General features: G+C 71.5%; 13 protein-coding genes. 8 read left to right on the top strand and 5 right to left on the bottom strand.

Annotation, left to right across the window (positions count from 1 at the left end; genetic code table 11):
* The first annotated feature begins 771 nt into the window (after positions 1–771).
* The 3 genes from ACWGJ2_RS21760 (at position 772) to ACWGJ2_RS21750 (ending at position 7,174) form a co-directional block, all read left to right on the top strand.
* On the top strand, positions 772–4,257 hold the full coding sequence (locus ACWGJ2_RS21760; protein WP_453347813.1) for an nSTAND1 domain-containing NTPase: 3,486 nt from the start codon (positions 772–774) through the stop codon (positions 4,255–4,257).
* Between the two features lie 261 nt (positions 4,258–4,518).
* The gene (locus tag ACWGJ2_RS21755) at positions 4,519–5,433 is read left to right on the top strand and encodes an AurF N-oxygenase family protein (RefSeq protein ID WP_453347812.1); all 915 of its coding nucleotides are present in this window, start codon (positions 4,519–4,521) and stop codon (positions 5,431–5,433) included.
* Between the two features lie 46 nt (positions 5,434–5,479).
* Entirely contained in the window at positions 5,480–7,174 is a 1,695-nt protein-coding gene (locus ACWGJ2_RS21750) for an FAD-dependent oxidoreductase (RefSeq protein ID WP_453347811.1), read from the top strand.
* Between the two features lie 118 nt (positions 7,175–7,292).
* Here ACWGJ2_RS21750 and ACWGJ2_RS21745 read toward each other — a convergent pair whose 3' ends face one another.
* On the bottom strand, positions 7,293–9,755 hold the full coding sequence (locus ACWGJ2_RS21745; protein ID WP_453347810.1) for a penicillin acylase family protein: 2,463 nt from the start codon (positions 9,753–9,755) through the stop codon (positions 7,293–7,295).
* 211 nt (positions 9,756–9,966) lie between these two features.
* Here ACWGJ2_RS21745 and ACWGJ2_RS21740 point away from each other — a divergent pair, with 211 nt between their 5' ends.
* Genes ACWGJ2_RS21740 through ACWGJ2_RS21730 form a run of 3 tightly spaced genes read left to right on the top strand, consistent with a single transcriptional unit; the run spans position 9,967 to position 11,990 of the window.
* Positions 9,967–10,974: a GlxA family transcriptional regulator gene (locus ACWGJ2_RS21740; protein ID WP_453347809.1), complete on the top strand. Its 1,008-nt coding sequence runs from the start codon at positions 9,967–9,969 to the stop codon at positions 10,972–10,974.
* 48 nt (positions 10,975–11,022) lie between these two features.
* The gene (locus ACWGJ2_RS21735; protein ID WP_453347808.1) at positions 11,023–11,634 is read left to right on the top strand and encodes a DJ-1/PfpI family protein; all 612 of its coding nucleotides are present in this window, start codon (positions 11,023–11,025) and stop codon (positions 11,632–11,634) included.
* An 11-nt stretch (positions 11,635–11,645) separates the two neighbouring features.
* On the top strand, positions 11,646–11,990 hold the full coding sequence (locus ACWGJ2_RS21730) for a putative quinol monooxygenase (RefSeq protein WP_453347807.1): 345 nt from the start codon (positions 11,646–11,648) through the stop codon (positions 11,988–11,990).
* A gap of 76 nt (positions 11,991–12,066) precedes the next feature.
* On the opposite strand, the gene ACWGJ2_RS21725 is transcribed toward ACWGJ2_RS21730, so the two are convergent.
* The 4 genes from ACWGJ2_RS21725 to ACWGJ2_RS21710 form a co-directional block, all read right to left on the bottom strand.
* On the bottom strand, positions 12,067–13,293 hold the full coding sequence (locus ACWGJ2_RS21725) for an ATP-grasp domain-containing protein (RefSeq protein ID WP_453347806.1): 1,227 nt from the start codon (positions 13,291–13,293) through the stop codon (positions 12,067–12,069).
* Between the two features lie 39 nt (positions 13,294–13,332).
* On the bottom strand, positions 13,333–14,373 hold the full coding sequence (locus tag ACWGJ2_RS21720) for an EamA family transporter (RefSeq protein ID WP_453347805.1): 1,041 nt from the start codon (positions 14,371–14,373) through the stop codon (positions 13,333–13,335).
* Positions 14,374–14,501: 128 nt separating this feature from the next.
* On the bottom strand, positions 14,502–16,400 hold the full coding sequence (locus ACWGJ2_RS21715; RefSeq protein ID WP_453347804.1) for a KedN5 family methylcobalamin-dependent radical SAM C-methyltransferase: 1,899 nt from the start codon (positions 16,398–16,400) through the stop codon (positions 14,502–14,504).
* A 37-nt stretch (positions 16,401–16,437) separates the two neighbouring features.
* The gene (locus ACWGJ2_RS21710) at positions 16,438–17,259 is read right to left on the bottom strand and encodes a B3/B4 domain-containing protein (RefSeq protein ID WP_453347803.1); all 822 of its coding nucleotides are present in this window, start codon (positions 17,257–17,259) and stop codon (positions 16,438–16,440) included.
* A gap of 625 nt (positions 17,260–17,884) precedes the next feature.
* On the opposite strand from ACWGJ2_RS21710, the gene ACWGJ2_RS21705 reads away from it, so the two are divergent.
* Together ACWGJ2_RS21705 and ACWGJ2_RS21700 are read left to right on the top strand one after the other, a co-directional pair.
* A complete protein-coding gene (locus tag ACWGJ2_RS21705) occupies positions 17,885–18,652 on the top strand; it encodes a HalD/BesD family halogenase (RefSeq protein WP_453347885.1) in 768 nt (255 codons plus the stop codon).
* A gap of 185 nt (positions 18,653–18,837) precedes the next feature.
* Complete coding sequence (locus ACWGJ2_RS21700) at positions 18,838–19,650, top strand: maleylpyruvate isomerase family mycothiol-dependent enzyme (protein ID WP_453347802.1); 813 nt, start codon at positions 18,838–18,840, stop codon at positions 19,648–19,650.
* Positions 19,651–20,058 lie beyond the last annotated feature (408 nt).

The following is a 20,058-nucleotide window of genomic DNA, read 5'->3' as shown; positions in this document are numbered from 1 at the left end:
CGTGGCCGTGGCCGTGGCCGACCCCGTCACCGTCGGTGCGCGGGAGCAGGGTGGGCGCCGCAGTGGCGCGTCGGGAGTGTGGCCGTGCAAGGGGAAGCCCGTCGGGAACGCCAACCGCTGCCGGCGGGAGCCGCGCTCCTCGCCGGGCCCGGCGTCCGCTGCCGGGCGGGGCTCATGGCCCTCGCCCGTGCGGCGGGGCCCGGTGACGCCGTCCCCTTGGCGTCACCGGCGCGTCCCGGTCGGTGCGTCCCGGGCCGCCCCCGCGGAGCGACGGCCGGTGGCGGGGCCGCCCGCGCCCCGGCTCGTGGCTGTCCGGCCTCCCCCGTTGCCCGGACGGCGAACCGGGGCAGCCGCCCGGACCCCCCCGTTGCGGTCCGGGCGACCGCTCCGGGGAAAAGTCTTCGGCGTCCGCCTGTTGTTGCGCAGGTCCGTCCAGCCCGAGAAACAACGCGACGGCCGGACCGGGCGTGGGCGGCTTGGGTGCGTGGGGTCGCTTTTGAGGGGTCTTGCCAGGGTCGGAGCGGGTGCGTAGGTTTCCGCGCGTCAAACGTCACCGTCGGGCAGGGGGCTGGGATGCCGCGTCGGGAGAGTCCGGTGGATCCGGGCGCGGGGCCGGTTTCGCGGTTCGCGTTCGCGCTGCGGAAGCTGCGGGACGAGGCCGGCGGGATGACGTATCGCGTGATGGCGCGGCGTACGGGATACAGCGTGCCGACACTGTCGCGTGCGGCGGGTGGGGAGAGTCTTCCGTCGCTGCCGGTGACATTGGCTTATGTGAAAGCGTGCGGCGGGGACGAGGGGGAGTGGGAGGAGCGCTGGCGGCAGGCGTCCGAGGAGGCCGCCGGGCTGGCGGCTGCCGAGGAGGGCGGCGCGGCGCCGTACCAGGGACTGGCCCGTTTCGACACCGGGGACCGGGAGCGGTTCTTCGGGCGGGAGAAGCTGGTGGGGGAACTGGTGGAGGTGGTGCGCCGCAGCCGGTTCACCGCCGTGGTGGGCGCTTCGGGCAGCGGGAAGTCCTCGCTGCTGCGTGCCGGGCTGGTGCCAGCCCTCCGGGACGACCCCGTAGCGGAGCGGCGCCCCTCGGTGGTGCGCCTGCTGAGCCCGGGGGAGCGCCCCGCCAGCACGCTCGGGCATCTGCTGGCGCCCCAGGACGCCGTCGGGGAGACCGTCGTCATCGTCGACCAGTTCGAGGAGGCGTTCGCGCTGTGCCAGGACGCGGCCGAACGCTCCGCGTTCTTCGGCGCGCTGCTCGCGGCCCGGAGTGCGGGGAGCCGGTTACGGGTCGTGGTCGCGGTGCGGGCCGACTTCTTCGGCCGGTGCGCGGAGCACCGTGGCCTGGCCGAGGCGCTGCGCGAGGCGAGCGTGCTGGTGGGGCCGATGGGGCGGGAGGAGTTGCGGGAGGCGGTGGTCAAGCCGGCGCAGAGCGCGGGGCTGATCGTCGAGCGGGCGCTGACCGCGCGCATAGTGGACGAGGTGGCGGACGAGCCGGGCGGGCTGCCGCTGATGTCGCACGCGCTGCTGGAGACCTGGCGCCGCCGCTCGGGCAAGGCGCTGACGGTGGCCGGGTACGAGGCGGCGGGCGGCTTGCACGGCGCCATCGCGCAGACGGCGGAGGAGCTGTACGCGCGGCTCGTCCCCGCGCAGGCCGCCGTGATGCGGCGGCTGCTGCTGCGACTGGTCACCCCCGGCAACGGTGCGCCGGACACCCGGCGCCCGGCCGAGCGGGCGGAGCTGCTTCCCAGCGGGCACGGGGAGGCGGAGGCGGAGTCGGTGCTGGAGGCGCTGGTACGGGCGCGGCTGGTCATCCTCGACGGCACCCGCGCCGACCTCGCGCACGAGGCGGTGCTCACCGCCTGGCCCCGGCTGCGGGAGTGGATCGAGGAGGACCGCGAGCGGCTGCGCGTGCACCGCAGGATGACGGAGGCGGCCGGTACCTGGCAGGAACTGGGGCGCGACGCGGGTGCGCTGTACCGGGGCACGCAGTTGGCGCTGCTGCACGAGTGGCTGGCCCGTCCAGGTGCCCGGGAGGAACTGAACTCGCAGGAGCGTGCCTTCGCGGACGCCAGCATCGCCGCGCAGGACGCGGAGCAGAACCGGGCGCTGCGCACGGCACGCCGTCTGCGGGTGCTGGCCGCGGCGCTGGCCGGGCTGCTGGTGGCCGTCACGGTCGTCGGCACGGTCGCGGTGCGCGAGCGGAGCCAGGCGGAGCAGGCCCAGCGGATCGCGCAATCGCGCCAACTCGCGGCCCAGGCCCTCAGCATGGCCAACACCCGGCAGAAGACCGCCATCCTGCTGAGCGTGGAGGCGTACCGCCTCGCCCCCACCTGGGAGGCCCGCAGCGCAGTGCTGTCGATGGACGCCTACAAGGACTACCGGGCCAAACTCCTCGGCCACACCGGAACGCTCTTCGACCTCGCCTACGGCCGCGACGGCCTCCTGGCCACCGTCGGCCAGGACCGCAAGCTGATGCTGTGGGACACCGAGCGGGGGAAGCAGCAGCTCGAACTGGACGGCCTCACGGCCCGGTGGCGCGCGGTGGCCGTCACCAAGGACGGACGCTGGGCGGCCACCGGCGGCGACGGCGGGCCCGTGGTCCTCTGGGACCTGAAGACCCGCAAGAAGTCGGCGTCGCTGTCCAGCGGCACGGACCGGGTGCGCGATCTCGCCTTCAGCCCGGACGGCCGCAGCCTGGCGGTCGCGGGTACGGAGGGCGAGGTCGAGGTGCTCGGCGTGCACGAGCACTCCAGGGCGCGGACCTTCGACGGGCACTCCGGCACCGTCAACGCGGTGGCCTTCAGCCCGGACGGCCGCACCCTGGCCACCGCGGGCGCTGACCACACCGTACGGCTGTGGAAGGCGGACACCGGCACATCCACCGCCACCCTCAGGGGCCACAGCCGCTCCGTCGACGGCCTCGCCTTCTCCCCGGACGGCCGCACCCTGGCCAGCACCGGCGCCGACAGCACGCTGCGGCTGTGGGACGCGCGGGAACACACCCGGCAGGCCACGCTCACCGGCCACGAAGGGCCGATCAACGCGGTGGCCTTCGCCTCCGACGGCCGTACGCTGGCCACCGCGGGAGACGATGACACCGTCATGCTCTGGGACGCCCGTGGGCACTACAAGCGAGCCGTCCTCACCGGGCACACCGGTGATCTACGCAGCCTCGCCTTCCGCCCCGGCGGATCGCGGCTCGCCGCAGGCGGATCGGACGGCACCATCAGCATGTGGGACCCCACCCGCGTCCCCATGGCCGGGCACACGGACGAGGTCAACGACGTCGCCTTCAGCCCTGACGGGCGCACGCTGGCCTCCGCGGGGAGCGACGGCGCCACCGTGCTGTGGAACGCCGCCGACCGCGCTCGGCAGGCCACCCTCGACAACGGCGACACCTCCGTCAACAGCATCGCCTTCAGCCCCGACGGCCGCACCCTCGCCACGGGCGGTGACGCGGGCGAGCCCGGCGAGGGGGGTCTCACCCTCTGGGATCTCGGCTCCGGCCCGGAGCGCGGCAAGCGCGTCGCGCGCGGAGACTTCAAGCAGGTCGCCTACAGTCCCGACGGCCGCACCCTGGTCACCGTCACCTCGGACAACATCCTCGCGCTGCGGGACGCGCAGCGGCCCGAGGAGGCGGCCGAGCTCCCGGCGGCGAGCACCACCGATCCCGCCACGGACGTGGCCTTCGCCCCGGACAGCCGCACCCTCGCCGTGACCCTGCGCAGCGGCGACACGACCCTGTGGGACCTCGCCGAGCGGAAGAAGCGCGCGACGTTCCCCGGCACCGACGGGGCCTCCTGGTCGGCGGCGTTCAGCCCGGACGGCCGCACCCTGGCCATCTCCGGCGCGCGGGACACGGTGGCGCTGTGGGACGTGGCCGCACACGATCTCGTCGCCACACTGGCCGGCCACAGCGGTCCCTCGTACGATCTCGCCTTCAGTCCTGACGGCCGCACCCTGGCCGCCGCGACCCCCGAGACGACGACGGTCCTGTGGGACGTGGAGAAGCGCACCCCCCGGGCCTCGCTGAACGGCCACACCCGGCCCGTACGCTCCCTCGACTTCAGCCCCGACGGCGAGACCCTGGTCACCGGCAGCGACGACCGCACGGCCATGCTGTGGATCACCGACCCCCACCGCAAGGTGCGGGAGCTGTGCGACATCGCCAAGCTGAACTTCAGCCGGGAGGACTGGAAGCGCTACTTCCCCGACACCGCCTACCACGAGACCTGCCCCGTGGGCGATCTCCCCGCCGACCCGTGAGCCGTGCGTCGTGATGCCGTGCGCCGTGAAGCCGTGAGCCGTGCGCCCGGGGAAGGGTGATGGTGAAGGTGGGGAGAGCGTGCGGATTTTTACTGGGGGGTAGGCCGCGCGGCGGTCCTTGTTATACCGTCCGTCAGCAAGCGGGCGCTGGCTGCCGCCCCGGCGATCCACCGGAGAGAGGCGACGGCCGCATCCCCCTCCGGCCGCAGCGCGAACGCCACAGCGAACAAGGACCCCTTTCCTGACTGTAGGAGCCGCAGGATGGCAAGCAGCACGGTTCGACCAGAGACTCAGGACGGCCTCGACCGGCAGGACGTCGCCCGGCGGCTGCTCGACTCGGCCGCGACGCTGGCGTACGACCCGGCCACGGAGGTGGACTGGGAGACGCCGCTCGACAAGGACTTCCACGGCGCGAGCCCGGAGTGGAGCACGCTCTACGGGACGCGGTACTGGAGCGAGCTGAGCGAGGCCCAGCGCAAGGAGCTGACGCGGCACGAGGCCGCGTCCGTCGCCAGCACCGGCATATGGTTCGAGATGATCCTCCAGCAGATGGTGCTGCGCGACATCTACGCGAAGGACCCGACAGACGACGAGTTCCAGTGGGCCCTCACCGAGATAGCCGAGGAGTGCCGCCACTCGATCATGTTCGCCCGCGGCGCCAAGAAGCTGGGCGCTCCGCCGTACCGGCCCCACCGGGTGGCCGTCGAGCTGGGCCGGGCCTTCAAGACCCTCGCCTTCGGCGAGTCGGCGTACGCGGCGATCCTCGTCGCCGAGGAGGTCCTCGACGTCATGCAGCGCGACTGGATGCGGGACGAGCGCGTCGTGCCGTTCGTGCGCACCATCAACAACATCCACGTCGTCGAGGAGTCGCGGCACATGAAGTTCGCCCGCGACGAGACGCGCAAGCGGCTCGCGAAGGCGGGCTGGGTGCGGCGTCAGATCAGCGCCTTCGTGATCGCCATCGCGTCCTACGTCATCGTCACCAGCATGGTGAACAAGGGTGTGTACGCGAACGCCGGGCTCGACAGCGAGCGCGCCCTGCGCGAGGCCAAGGCGAACGAGCACCACAAGTCGATGATGCGCTCCAGCTGCTCGGGCCTGATGGACTTCCTGGCCTCGGCACGCCTGCTCACCAAGCCCGCGCTGATCTTCTACAAGCGCGCCCACCTGATCTGACGCGCCCACCTGATCTGAGCGGACCCAGCGGACTGAGCGGACGACCATGCCCTACGCCATCACCCAGAACTGTTGCAGCGACGCCACCTGTGTCGCCGTGTGCCCCGTCAACTGCATCCACCCGACGCCCGACGAGCGGGCCTTCGGCAGCACGGAGATGCTGTACGTCGACCCGAAGACCTGCATCGACTGCGGGGCCTGCGCCGACGCCTGCCCGGTGGACGCGGTCTTCCCCGTGGACAGCCTCTCCGCCGCGCAGAAGGAGTACGCCGAGATCAACGCGGCGTACTACGAGAACGCGGGGCAAGCGGCGAGCGCGGAGGACGAGGGGACAGAGGGGGAGGGCGCGGGCATCGCCGGGCCCGAACCGGCGCCGGGCAGCCCCAACTTCCACCACTGGGACCGCCCGGTCTTCGACCGCGTGCTGCCCTCGGACTTCAAGCCGATCCGCGTCGCGGTCGTCGGCACGGGGCCCGCGGGCATGTACGCGGCCGAGGACCTGCTGCTGCACACCCACGCCGAGGTGACCCTGATCGACCGGCTGCCGGTGGCGGGCGGGCTCGTGCGCTACGGTGTCGCGCCTGACCACCCCGCGACCAAGCGGGCCGGTGACACCTTCGCGAGGTTCCTCTCGCACCCCCGCTCGCGGCTGCACCTGGGGCTCGACATCGGCAGGGACGTGACGGCGGAGGAACTCGCCGCGCACCACGACGCGGTGATCTACGCGGTGGGCGCGTCCACCGACCGCCGTCTCGGCATCCCCGGCGAGGACTTGCCCGGCAGCATCGCCGCGACGACGTTCGTCTCCTGGTACAACGCGCACCCGGAGGTGGCGCCGGACGCGATCGACCTGTCGGCCGAGCGCGTGGTGGTGGTCGGCAACGGCAACGTCGCCCTCGACGTCGCCCGCATCCTCGTCGCGGACCCGGACACGCTCGCTGGTACCGAGATCGCCCCCCTCGCGCTGGCGGCCCTGCGCGCCAGCAAGGTGCGCGAGGTGGTGCTGCTCGGGCGGCGCGGCCCCGAGAACGCGGCGTACACCAGATCCGAACTGCTCGCGCTCAAGCACCTGCCCGGCGTGGACCTCGTCGTGGACGACCACGACCCGCGCGTCGGCACGGCGATCGACGCGGCGGCCGACGGGCCCGGCGCGCCCGGAGTCCAGGACAAGGCGGCGCTCCTGCGCGGGGTGACCCGTACGGCGACGGACTGGTCGCAGGCCCCCGCACCGGGGCGGCGCATCGTCTTCCGCTTCCACTCGGCGCCCGTCGAGGTGCTGGGCACGGGCGGCGTCAGCGGAGTGCGCGTCACGGAGGGCCCGGCGGACGGCTCGGGCGACGGATCGGGGCACGCCCCGCGTGAGCGGGTGATCCCGGCGGGGACGCTGCTGCGTGCCGTCGGCTACCGCGGCGTGCCGGTCGCGGGGCTGCCGTTCGACGAGGCCACGGGCACCGTTCCGCACGAGGGCGGACGCGTGCGGGGCATGCGCGGCACGTACGTCGTGGGCTGGATCAAGCGCGGCCCCTCGGGCGGCATCGGCGCCAACCGCACCTGCGCCGCGGAGACGGTCGGCACGCTGCTCGCCGACGCCGTCGAGGGCACTCTGCCCACGCCGACGCGCGCCGCGAAGGCGTTCCACCGGCTGGCGCGCCGCCGCAGCCGCGCGCGGAGCGGAGGCGGCGGAGGCGTGCGTTCAGCGGCGGCGGCCCGGCGGTCGGAGCGTGCCGGGGCCCCGGCGTAACGGCGCTTCGGCCGGTTCGTCGATCGGTCAGCGCGTCGGGAGGCGGGAGTCCCGGGCACGGGCCGGGCGCGAGGAGAGCTCGCGCCCGGCCCGCCCCTTGGGGCGGCCCGTCAGGGCGTCAGCGCGCGGAGACGCGCTCCACCCGCAGCTCGGGTGAGGCCGCGATGTCCTTCTCGCAGAAGCGCGAGGTGACCCACTCACTGTCCCCGAAGAGCCGCGTCATGTCGCTGTAGTACGGCGACGCGGGGTTGCTCGACTGGGAGTAGGTCAGCAGCGTGCGGGCCACCGGGCAGCGCGAACCGTCCCAGCCGACCGCCTGGATGTAGCTGGAGCCCATGGACACCTCGGTGTAGCCGCCCTTCGCCGCGTTCCACTCCGGCTCCAGCTTGTTCCACACGCCGAGCGGCTCCGTACCGCCGTGCAGCGCCGTCCGCTTCCCGTTCCGCTCCACGAACTGGTGCTCGCCCAGGGGAGCGTCGAGCGCGATGTCGGCGTCGCGCAGCTGCGCGACGGCGTCGGCCAGGGCGCGGGTGAAGCCGGGCGCCGCCGTGTTGAGCGTGTGCGGCGTCGTGACGGGGTGCGCCGGGTCGAAGGGCACCTTCCACCGCTCGGTCTCCGTCACCTGCGCCGTCAGCTCCCGCCAGAACCGGTCGAAGAGCAGCGCGCCACGGCTGTCCTTGCGCATGGTCCGGTCCCACCGTTCGAGGACCGGGCAGGCCCCGGACACGTCCACCCTGGCCCCGTCGCTGCCCGTCGCCGTGCCGCCGGGGAGCGACGCGCAGGCGCGGGCCGCGTCGGCGGCCGCGAGGTCACCGGCCGGTGCACGGTCGGCGAACTGCTGCTTCTGGAGGTCGCGCACCGTCAGCTTCCCCCGCCCGGCCATCTTCGCCACGTCCTCGATGGCGCCCCGTGTGCGCAGCGAACGCGGGGTGCCGATGTCGCCGAAGACCCGCTCGTACCCGCTCAGCGGCCGGTCGGCGTTGGCCAGCCAGGCGCTGTTGTTCGAGTTCTCGGCGTACGGGGCGTCCTTGAGCGTCGGCATGCGCGACGGGCCGAAGATGCCGGGCTGCGCCGCGTCCGGGTCGCTGCCCAGCGCGCAGTCACCGCGCGAGCCGTCGAGCACCGCGAGGCCGCCGGCCGGGTACGTCGCCCTGCCCAGCTCGGTGGAGCAGCGCCCGGCCAGCGCGTCGGTGATCCGCGGCAGCACCTGCGACTGGGTGAACAGCGAGTGCCCGGAGCTGTCCGACGCGATGGTGTTCACCCACGGCATGCCCTGGTGACGGCGGAGCGAGTCGAGCATGCCCTGAGTGCCGCGTGCCTTGCTGAAGCCGAGGGAGGTGGCGGTGAGGCGGTCGTTGGCGGCGTTCGGGTCGTTGAGCGCGTAGGCCGTCGTGCGCGTCCACGGCAGCGGCAGATCGGAGTCGTAGGAGGTGAGGACGGGGCCGTAGCGCGTCCACCACTCGGTCAAGGTCCGCTCGCCGCCGCCCTCCACGGGGACGGTGACGGTGCGCTTGGTCATCGGCTCGCTCTCGCCGTCGACGAGGTAGGAGGTGGGGTCCTCGGGGTCCAGCGTGAGCTGGTGCAGGTTGAAGGGGACACCGGTGGCGACGGTGTGGCTCCAGGCGACGTGCGCGTTGTGCCCGATGGAGATGGCGGGCGAGCCGAGCAGGGAACCGCCGGAGACGTTCAGTTCGCCCGGGATGGTCTGCTGCGACATCCAGAACCGGCGCCCGCCCTGCCAGGGGTAGTGCGGGTTGCCGAGGAGCAGGCCCCGGTTGTCGGCGGTCGTCGCACCGCTGAACGCGACGGCGTTGGAGCCCATGTCCGCCGTGCCGGTGTCGAGCAGCTTCCGTGCGGCGTCGGCCTGCGCGTCGGGGTCCGGCAGGGAGGGGGAGCGGGTGGCGCCGGGTCCGTCGGCGGGCGGCCGCGCGCTCGTGATGCCGTCGGCGGCGCGGCCCTGGCCGCCGATCACGGAGAGCGCGAAGGCGCGGGTGGCCATGTCCTTCGCGGTGATCGGCCCGATCCAGTCGGCGCCCGCGCACGCCGGGTCGGTGATCCGGTTCCGCGCGAGCCAGGCGTTGTAGCCCGCGATCCAGCCGCGGGTCATCTCGGCCGCGTTCCTGGCCTCGCGGCCACCGTCGCCCCGGTCACCGTGCCCCCGGCCCCGGTCGCCGCCGCCCGAGCCGGGCTTGAGCCGCTTCTCGACCTCGGGCGACTCCCGAGCGGCGCGGAAGAAGGCATCGCTGGACAGGTTGCTGCCGGCAGAGGAGAGCGAGCCGTCGGGCGCCTTGTCCGGGCCGAAGTACCTGGAGCGTTCACCGCGTACGGTCACGAACCCGTCCGCGAGCACGCACACCATGTCGGCGGCCTGCGCCCATCCGGAGCCGAAGCCCACCCCCGCGTAGTCCTTGGCGAGGATGTGCGGGACGCCGTGCTCGGTGTACCTGAGCGTCGCCGACAGCCCGCCGCTCGAGGGGCGCTGGTCCTCGGTGCGCTCGGCCGCCGCGGCGGGAGCCAGGGTGGCGGCCATGGTCAGCAGTGCGGTGCCCAGAAGGGCGAGGCGTCTGAAGCGCCGGTGCATCGGAACCTCACAGCGTCGGACGGACAGGGCTCGGCGGACAGTACCGAGCGGTTGCTTATCCGGGGAGGGGGTCGACGTGAATTGGCGCGTACTCGCGCCGGGTTCACGCCGGATCCGAGCCGAGTCCGAGCCGGGTCCGCGCCGTGCCATGGCAGGAAAGGTGGGGTTCTCGTCATTGCGGACGGGCCGGGACCGCTGAAGAATCCGGGGCATGACACGAGACCCGGCCGGCCCCGGCCGCGCCAAGGACGTGCTCGTCGTCCTCTTCGACGGTGTGCAGAGCCTCGACGTCACGGGCCCCGTCGAGGTCTTCACCGGCGCCGCCCACCTCGCCACGGCGCCGGGACCCGGCGCCTACCGGGTCCGTACCGCCTCGCTCGACGGCGCCCCCGTCCGTACGTCGAGCGGCCTCTCCCTCGCCCCCGACCTGGCCCTCGACGACGCACCCGTACCGCACACCCTGCTCGTGCCGGGCGGTGAGGGCACCAGGGCCTGCGATGCGCGTCTCGTCGGCTGGCTGCGGGCACACGCCCCGCGGGCCCCGCGTCTGGTGTCCGTGTGCACCGGGGCGCTCGCGCTGGCCGAGGCGGGGCTGCTGGACGGGCGCCGCGCGACGACGCACTGGGCGTTCTGCGACAAGCTCGCCCGCGACCACCCCGAGGTCGAGGTCGATCCCGATCCCGTCTACGTGCGCGACGGGCACGTCGCCACCTCGGCGGGCGTCACCGCGGGCATCGACCTGGCCCTCGCCCTCGTCGAGGAGGACCTCGGCAGAGAGGTCGCGCTCGCCGTCGCCCGCTATCTCGTCGTCTTCCTCCGCCGCCCCGGCAACCAGGCCCAGTTCAGCGCCCAGTTGTCCGCGCAGACCGCGCGCCGCGAACCGCTGCGCGAGGTGCAGCGCTGGATCACCGAGCATCCGGAGGGCGATCTGACGGTGGAGTCGCTGGCGGCGCGCGCCCGCCTCTCGCCACGGCACTTCGCGCGGGCCTTCCACGCCGAGACGGGCATGACCCCGGGCCGCTACGTCGACCGCGTACGCCTGGAACACGCCCGCAGGCTCCTGGAGGACACCCGCGGGGGAGTGGAGGAGATCTCCCGCAGTTGCGGCTACGGCACCCCCGAGGCCATGCGGCGCGCCTTCCTCAACGCGCTGGGCGCGTCTCCGGCGGAGTACCGCCGCCGCTTCAGCGCGGCTCCGTCGGCCACCCCCGTCGAATAGCGCCCCCCGATCCGTCCAGTGACCAACCGACGAAAGGACCCTGACCCCATGCAGATCGCGATCCTTCTCTACGACAAGTTCACCGCGCTCGACGCGGTGGGCCCCTACCAGACGCTCAGCGGACTGCCGGGCGCCGAGACGGTGTTCGTCGCCGAGGAGGCGGGCCCCGTGCTGGACGACTGCCGCAGCCTCTCCATCGTGGCCAGGCCGCTGGCCGAGGCCATGCGCCCCGACCTCGTGGTCGTGCCGGGCGGGCCCGGACCCGACACCGGCAACGAGACGCTGCTCGACTGGCTGCGCACGGTGGACACGGCCACCACCTGGACGACCTCCGTGTGCACCGGCTCCCTCCTGCTCGCCGCCGCCGGGCTGCTCGAAGGCCGCCGCGCCACGACGCACTGGCTCGGCATGGCGGAACTGGAGCGGCTCGGGGCCCGGCCGACGGGGGAGCGCGTCGTGTTCGACGGCAAGTACGTGACCGGCGCGGGCGTGTCGGCCGGGATCGACATGGGCCTGACCCTCGCGGGGCGGATCGCGGGCGACGAGCTGGCGCAGACCGTCCAGCTCATGATCGAGTACGACCCCCTGCCGCCCTACGACGCGGGCTCCCCCGAGAAGGCCCCGGCTGCCCTGGTGGAGCGCTTGAGGTCCGGGGTTTGATGTAGTGGGGCATGAGCATTTTCGTACGGGCCCGCTTCGACGTCAGGGACGGTCGGCAGGCCGAATTCGAGCGCATCGCACTGGCGTTGCGCGACGCGGCGGCGGCCGAGCCCGGAACCGTCAACTACCGCTGGTTCTCGATGCCCGATCCCGGCTGCTATCTGGTACTGGAGGAGTACACCGACTCCGCCGCTGCCGTGATGCACAACGAACACCAGGCGGAGCTGCTGGCGCGGGTGGGGGAGACCGCGGAGATGATCTTCGCGGAGATCTACGGTCCGGTGGGGCCCGAGGTGCGCGAATGGGCCCGCACCAGGCCGCAGGTCAGGGTCTACCCGGACTTCCCGGCCCAGTAGCCGACGCGGCTGAGGGGCCGCAGCCGTCTGGCCGGGCCCCTCAGCCGTCCCATCTCCTGTCCAGTCCCGTCCCGCCTCAGCCGTCGTAGAGCCCGTCCCGCTCCAGCTCCCGCAGCCGCGCGCAGTCCGCCTCCACCTGGGCCGCGTCGTGCGAGCTGAGATAGACGGCCCCGGGGCACGTGGCCAGGTCCACGGTGCGCGGTGCCGGACCGCCCTCGGGCAGGTTCGGCACCAGCGCGGCGAAGGAGGGGAGAGCCCTGACGGGGTCCCAGCGCGCCCCGGAGGGCACGGTTCCGTCGTGCGGGCTGATCAGGTTGACGCACCGCAGATGGGTGCGCGGCCGGTACGGCTCCTGGGAGCCGCCGGAGAACTCCTCCGGGTGGGCGATGGAGAAGGCCAGCCGGTCCACCTGGTCGGTGCCGATGCACCGGGACAGCACGTCCGGCATCTGCCCGCCCCCCAGCCGCGCCCCGCACTCGATGAGCACGGGGCCGTCCTTCGTCAGCATCACCTCGGTGTGCGCGGCGCCGTTGCGGATCTCCAGCGCGTCGAGCACGGCGAGGGCGTAGTCGCCGATCTGGCGGGCCTCGGGGTCGTCGGGCGGCAGCAGGATCTCGTAGTCGTTGATGGAACGCCCGCCGGGCACCGGGCGCTTGAAGTAGTGCCAGATCTCGACGATGCGGTGGACACCGTTCCTGCTGACGGTGTTCACATAGTGCTCTTCGCCGACGAGGAAGCGCTGTGCCAGTACGGTCCCGTTCCCGCGGCCGTAGCGGTCCGTGCCGCTCAGGATGCGGGCATGCGCGGCGCGGACGTCGTCGGCCGAGTCGCAGATGAGGACGTTGTCCGTGCCCGCGCTGGCGACCGGTTTGAGGATCACCGGCCACTCGCCGCGGTCGACGGCCCAGGCCACCACCTCGTCGGCCGAGGCGGAGACGAGGCTGTCGGCACTGGCGAGCCCCGCGTCGCGCACGGCCCGCTGCATCTGGAGCTTGTTCCGCCGCGCCTCGGGCCGCCGCATGCCGTTGCCCGGGGTGCCGAGCGCGACGGACAGCTCGTTGGCGAGCAGCACGCCCGACTCGGCAGCCGCCACCACGTGGTCCACGCCGTGCCGCCGCAGTTCCGCCGCCGTCGCCGCCACGTCACCCTTGTGCGCGATATCGACGGAGAAATCCTCGGGACGGTATTCCAGATAGGTGTCCGGGAATTCGGAGCGGACGTGGAGGAATTCGACGCCGTAGCGACGCAGCGCCGCGGGCAGCAGGCGCCCGGCACCATAGGCGTCCACAATGGCACACGTCATCACACAAGCCCTTCCAGCTCAGTTCTCCAGCTCGGTTCTCTAGCTCAGCTCTTCTTTGCTCTGCGCCGGTGCCGTTTCGCTTTGTGCCGGTTCCGGTTTCGGTGCCGTCGGGAGCGGTTTCTCTTCCTCCGGTGGTGAAGTCCGCGCGTCGTACCGGCTGCGCGCGAGTGTTCCCGCGCCGACGAGCACGACAATCGCGAAGATTCCCGTCAGCGTGAGCGCCGAAGGACGCAGCCTGCCGTCCAGGAACTGGAGCAGGAACGTGATGAGGGGGGAGAGGGAGAGCAGGAGCGAGGTGGTGATCGGTTCGGTGTGGCGGATGCCGATCTGGAGCACGTAGATCGGCAGTCCGACGCCGATCACGGCGACGATCAGACCCGGCACGAATCCCGCGCCGAGTTCGGGCTCGTCGCTCAGTGCCGTCATGACCCAGGAGATCGCGATCATCAGGAAGAACCGGATCGCGAGCACCGCCTGCGGACTGTGCCCGGTCTCGCTGAGCCGCTTCATGTAGATGATGTTGGCCGTGGACCCGACCCCGCACAGCAGGGCGAAGAGCATGCCCAGCGCGGCCTGGCCCGTGCCGACGTCGCCCACGCCGCTGCGGCCCGTGAAGGAGCCCCAGACCAGCACCCCGAGAACGGCCGAGATGCCCAGCGAGACCCCGATCTCGGCCCCGATCACCGAACTGCCGCGCCGCAGCAGCGGGCCCATCAGCAGGGTGAGCACGGGCCCGAGCGCCACGACGACGATGCTCACCACGGCGGGTTCGAGGTATTTGAGCGAATACAGCATGGAGAGCCATGTCACGGCGGTGGTGACATTGATGGCGGTGACGTCGTAGCTGTGCGTGCGCATCGGCCGGAAGGTGGCGGCGGCGCCTCGGCGGGTGATCTCCAGCCCGAGGAAGAAGACCGCGGCCAGCGAGAAGGAAATGGCCGCCATGGTTTCTGGACTGATGACCTGGAGCTTGTTGCCCCCGTAGACGTCCAGTGCGGCGGTCAGAGTGGCGAATCCGAGAATCGGGGCGACGCCACGGCCGATGTGCGAGGTGCGTAAACCAGAAGAAAGTTCAGCCAATTACTGGGTCTCCAATGGAATTTCTACGGCCGGTCCTTGACGGCCGCGCTAATCCGTGCGCGCAAGCCGTCAAGTCCGGTCCAGCAAACCACAGCGGGGTGACCCGCGCAATGCGGTCAAGAGCCGTGTCAGCCGGTCGTGCCGAGTTGTCCCGTGGCCTCCAACTGCTTGGCCGAGGCGAAGTAGTGGGCGCCGGTCTCGTGGTTGTCGAGGTGCTGGTAGAAGCCGCGCAGACCGCGGAACTCGTACACCACATCATCGGGGTCCGGCGGCACGGTGTCGCCCGCCGCGATCCTGCCCAGCGCCTCCGCCGCGTGGAACGGGAAGGCCACCGGATCGCTGACGTACTCCTCGCCCTCCACGCGCCAGCCGGCGGGCAGTTCGCTGCCCGGGGGCTGGTAGACGGGGCGCGACCAGTGCTCGAAGGTGTAGAGGTGTGCGCCGTACGCCGCCCACTCGGCGGGGAACCTGGGCACGATCTCCTCGGCCCACCAGCGCGCGATCTCCGCCTCCAGCGCCGGATCGCCGTAGAGCATGCGGTGCCCGTTGGCGACGGCGGGGGACTCGGCGAGGACGGGGAACGACGCGCGGAAGGCCGCGACGGAGGGGTGCGACGAGTCGTCGATCCACCGCATCAGGGACTTGATGACCTGCGTCTGCGTCATCCCTCCCAGCAGCCGCGCCGGGTGCCACAGCCGCTTGAAGAACTGGTTCTCGCCGAGGATGCGGGCGAGATACATGAAGCGCTGCATGCTCAGGTTCTCGGCGAACGTGGAGGAACGGTTCGCCAGCACATACTCGAAGTCGTCGGACTGGCCGCGCAGGGTGACGAACCCGTGCAGCTCACGCTGCTCGCTGTAGGCCGTGTTGGGCAGGAGCAGCAGCGGATAGACCGCGATGCGGGGGACCTTCTCCGCGAGCCTGTCGTACCCCTCGAAGAACGACTCCGTCGTCTCGCCAGGCGCTCCCCAGATCAGCTCGACGAAGGACTCCATGCCCTCGTCGGCCAGCCAGTCCGCCAGCTCCTCCCACTGGTTGAGCTTCATGTTGCGGCGCTTCATGTCGGTGAGCGCCTCGTCCGAGAGGGTCTGGAGCGCCAGGGTGAAGGAGCTCTTGAAGCCTCGGTCCCTGAGGGTGCGCACGATGCGGTGGAAGCGCTGGGACTTGTTCTTGGCCCAGTTGGCCTCCAGGGCCGCGGGGAACCCGTACTTCTCGTTGACCCTCAGCAGATCCTCGGTGAACTCCTCGTCGGCCTCCAGCATGCCGAAGTTGGCGTCGCACAGGAACACGGTGGGCACCTTGTGGAACCCGAAGAGGTCCAGCTCGGCGGCCAGCCGCTCGCGCGAGAAGGAGCGCACGCGCTGCCCCGTGGCGCCTCCCCAGTAGCAGAAGGAGCACTTGTACGGGCAGCCGCGGTTGGTCTCCAGCAGTGCGAATTCATAGGGGAAGTGCCCGTTGTGGTCGAGCAGGGGTATCGCGCCGGTGAGGAAAGGGGACGGAAGAACGTCCAGATCGTCGATACGGGCCCGGTCCTCGGTCGTGGTGAACTCCCCGTCGGGAGTGCGGAACGAGAGACCGGGCGTGCTCGTCAGATCGGGTTCTTTGCGGTCCTTGAGAAGGGCGGTGATGAGGTCACGGAAGGTCAGCTCGCCCTCGCCGTTCACGATGATGTCCACGGTCGGACACTCGCGGAAGACCTTCTTCGCCTGATGGCTCACATGGTTTCCGCCGAAGACGGTGTGGCCGTCGGGCTTGAGCTGCTTGTGCAGTTCGGCGAGATGGGCGAAGTTGCGGTAGTTCCAGCCGAGCACGGAGAAGGCCAGGACGTCGGGTACGTCGTCCTCGAAAATGGAACGGGCCATGTCGGTTACCGACGAGCCGCCCCGCAGGTTGTGGATGCGGACGTCGACCTCGGGAGATAAGTCGGCGTCGGCGTCCAGCAACGCCTTCAAGTACCCGGCGGCCAGGGGCATGGAATCAATGGGCAGGTCCCAGGCGCTCTGCTGAACCAGGCCAATCTTGAGCATGGTGCTGGTACCTCCGTGTGGAATGAATTAATCCGTGTCAGTCGACCGCGGACCACGTGACGCGGGTTTCGGTGGCCGGATCGAAGTCGTAGAGGCTGACCGCCTCGGCGTGCGGCGCCACCAGCGCCGCCAGCTCGCGCTGTGCGTCGGCCAGTACCTCCGGTGGCACGACGGGGGCGACCCCTTCGAGGAGGAGCATGACGTTCCGGGTCCGCTCGGTGACCTTGGTGCTGTCGGCGTCCCGGTGGTTCCAGTGCCGCGTCAGCACGTTGCCGCCGTCCGCGTAGACCACTTCGCCGTCGACCGGGGTCTCCCGCTCGTCCGGCTTGCCCAGGGGGACGTGGACGTCGCCGGGGCGCGCGTAGCGCAGGCTGAAGCCCTCGGTGATGCCGTCGAGGTCGTAGCCGCCGGTCGGCAGCATGTAGCGGAGCGACACCAGGTTGCACGTGTCGACCAGCGGCGAGATCCGGGGCACCCGGCCCGACTTGACGAGGCGTCGGCTCAGGGCGTCCACGCTCGGCCGTGTCCTGCGGGGATTCGTGCCGAAGCTGCGCAGCAGGTCGTGCCAGACCGCGATGGCGGGCTCCTCCTGACCGGGGAGGTGCCGGGTGCCGTCGCGCACCTCGGTCTCGAAGAGGCTCAGGGCCTCCTCGGTCTCGGGCCACGGCTCCGCGTTCTTCACCCCGAGCACCAGCACGGCCGCCGTCCGGCAGTCGGGATAGCGCTCGGCGATCTCGGGCGCGACGGTCAGGGTCAGACCGCGTGCCCGCTCGTCGGCGGTCGTCGCGGTCGGGGCCGGGGCCGTGGCGGAGGCCGAGGTGCTGGTCGTCGTGGTCGCGGCGTCGGTCGGGTGGGTCATCGCATCTTCCTGGGGTGCTCGTGCGTGTGCTCGTGTTCGTGCTTGCGCGTGTGCCGGCAGCCGTACTTGTGCGGCTGCGGGTTCACGTGTGCGTTCGTGGTGGTGCCGGTGCTCATCATGGGCCGTGGCGCCGACGAGTGTGTGCCGACGTGGTCGGCGTGGGGGCGATTGCCCAACGGGTGAGGTGTCCGCCGGGACACGGAGACGCGGGAACGGCGCCGTCCGACGACATGGCTGCTGCTCCTGGTCAGGCGCGGATGGCCGCACTGCGCGTTCCCTTCCCCCGTGTTTCCCCCGTGAGCGCGCCGGTCCGGGCCAGGCCCGGACTGTGGGCCGGGTCTTCCTGCGGCGGCTGTGGCGACGGAAACATCGCCACGAAGCATGGACGCTACGTCCAGGAGGCGGCGGATGCCAGATCTCTGTCGTACTCCGATTGGTCGCCGATCACTTTTGGCCAGACGGGCAAGATCGATAAAGGGCCCCTGAGCGCGATGGGCAGCAGTTGGCGGCGCGATCCGAAATGATCGTCCGAGTGGATGTGACTGTCGTCACACTTGGGATTTTGCAGTTGATTCCCGCACCGGGCGCCGCCACTTTTGGTGAGGCACCGGAAATCACAGCCGAGATGAAGGATGCATGCGAATTGAGCGCGACCGTTACCCCAGAGAACGTCGATTCGATCCTCGATAAGCACATCGCCGAGAACTTCGACGAAGAACGCACCCGGAAGGCGTCCCAGCAGTTTCGGCGCGAAGGGTACGTGAAGGTACGCGACCTGGTTCCTGATGCCGTCTTCGAGGCTTTACAGGAAGAGACCTACCGGCTGATCGATCAGTACGAGAAGCGAATAGACGTCACTCTTCCCGAGACCAGCGATTCGCCGCGCTACATGAGCACGGTGAGCGCTTCGGCAATTGCTGAGGACGGCGTCATCATTCCTGCGGTATACGCCTCGGAATCGCTCAAGGCGGCACTCTCCCGTATCGCGGCCGAGCCCGTCATCGACTGCCCGTGGGAAGGCGAGAAATACGCCATTCTCCACCAGCACAAAAAGGGCGACACGCACGGCTGGCACTGGGGTGACTTCAGCTACGCCATTGTCTGGCTCATCGAGGCGCCGGACCTGAAGTACGGCGGAGCCCTCCAGTGCGTACCGCACACGGACTGGGACAAGTCCAACCCGCGGGTCATGGACTACCTCCTGGAGAACCCGATCCGCACGTACGGGAACGTCACGCGCGACCTGTACTTCTTCCGCACCGACACCACCCTCCACAGGACGATCCCGCTGTCGGAGGACAAGACCCGCATCATCCTCAACACCACGTTCGCCGGAGAGAGGGACCTCAACAAGGAGGTCACTCACGAGACCATGGGCGCGATGTTCGACTAGCGCGCCCGGCGCTACCGGGCCGCTGCTCCCGGCCGTCGGCCGGGGCCCGTCACAGGGCCCCCGGCCGACGCGCCGGATCGGCGCGGTGACCCGAGGGGCGACCCGAGCGGTGACCCGAAAGAAGCGGCCCGGGATGTCCAGTTCGGCACATACCCGGTGACCTGCTCGCCTGGCACAGTGAGGCCATGGACGAGAGCGTGGCGCACATCTCCGGGTTCGGGCGTGAGGTCAGGGCGTTCGAGGCCGCCGTGCGGCCGGTCGCCGCGGCCGGTGAGGCGCCCCTGGTGCCGTCCTGTCCGGGCTGGACGGTGACCGACCTGATCGCGCACCTGGGCGCGGTGCACCGCTATGTGCTCCGTCTCCTGCGCGAGAGGGTCCAGGAGGAGCCCGACCCGACGGATCTGGGCTTTCTCGGGCTCCCCGCCGAACGCGAGGGCTGGCCCGTCTCGTTCGAGCAGACCCCGACCCTCGGGCCCGTCCCCGGCCCCCTCGTCGACTGGTTCGCCGAGGGAGCCCTCGCGCTGGAGGCGGAGTTCAGGAAGAGCGACCCGCGGGACCCGGTGTGGACCTGGGCCCCGGAGCACACCGCGGGCTTCTGGATGCGCATCCAGGCCATCGAGGCCGCCGTTCACCGCTGGGACGCGGAGAACGTGGCCGGGGAAGCGGGCCCCTTCGATCCCGCGCTGGCGGCCGACGCCGTGGCCCACACCTTCCAGGTCATGGCCCCCGCACGGCGCGCCTGGGCGCAGGCCCCGCGCGGCGCGGGCGAGCGCTTCCGCTTCCGGCGCACCGACGGCCCCGAGGTGTGGACGGCGCACTTCGACGGCGACGACGTACGGCTCCTCGGCGAGTCGGCGCCCTGGGACGTCGAACTCGCGGGCACGGCCTCCGACCTGATGCTCTTCCTCTGGGAACGGCTCCCGGCCGACCGGCTCGACGGAGTGCGGGGGGACCGCGCCCTGCTCGAACGCTACTTCGCCCTCGTGCCGCCCCGGTGACGCGCGTCCCCTGAGCCCCCGCCCCTGCCCCTGAGTCCCCGCCTCTGAGTCTCGCCCAATTGTGCGTGCCCGGACGGTGTACGGGGCAAGAGAAGCATGAGGCGGTTGAGGTGGATGAGGCTCGGCTTACGCGGTGACCGGGCGCTTAGTACGCTTAACGGCGCAGGTCAGGGACGGGCGGGGACCGGTCAGGTGGAGGTGACTCCCCATCGGCGCCCGACCCGGACCCGGACGGGACTCGTACGGGAGCGACAGAACGGAGCGAGCGGACGGAGCACGAGGGCACGGCGCCGACGGGCGCCGCTCCGCGTCTCCCCGACACCGTAGGGACTTCAGAGCGGCCCGGTCGCCGACCGGAGCGCGGGACCTGGCAGGGATACGGAGGCGAGTGTGGCTGCGGGCGCGACT

Source organism: Streptomyces sp. NPDC054796 (assembly GCF_053611545.1).
Note: the sequence above shows the minus strand (reverse complement) of the source record. Positions and strands in the feature narration are given on the sequence as shown.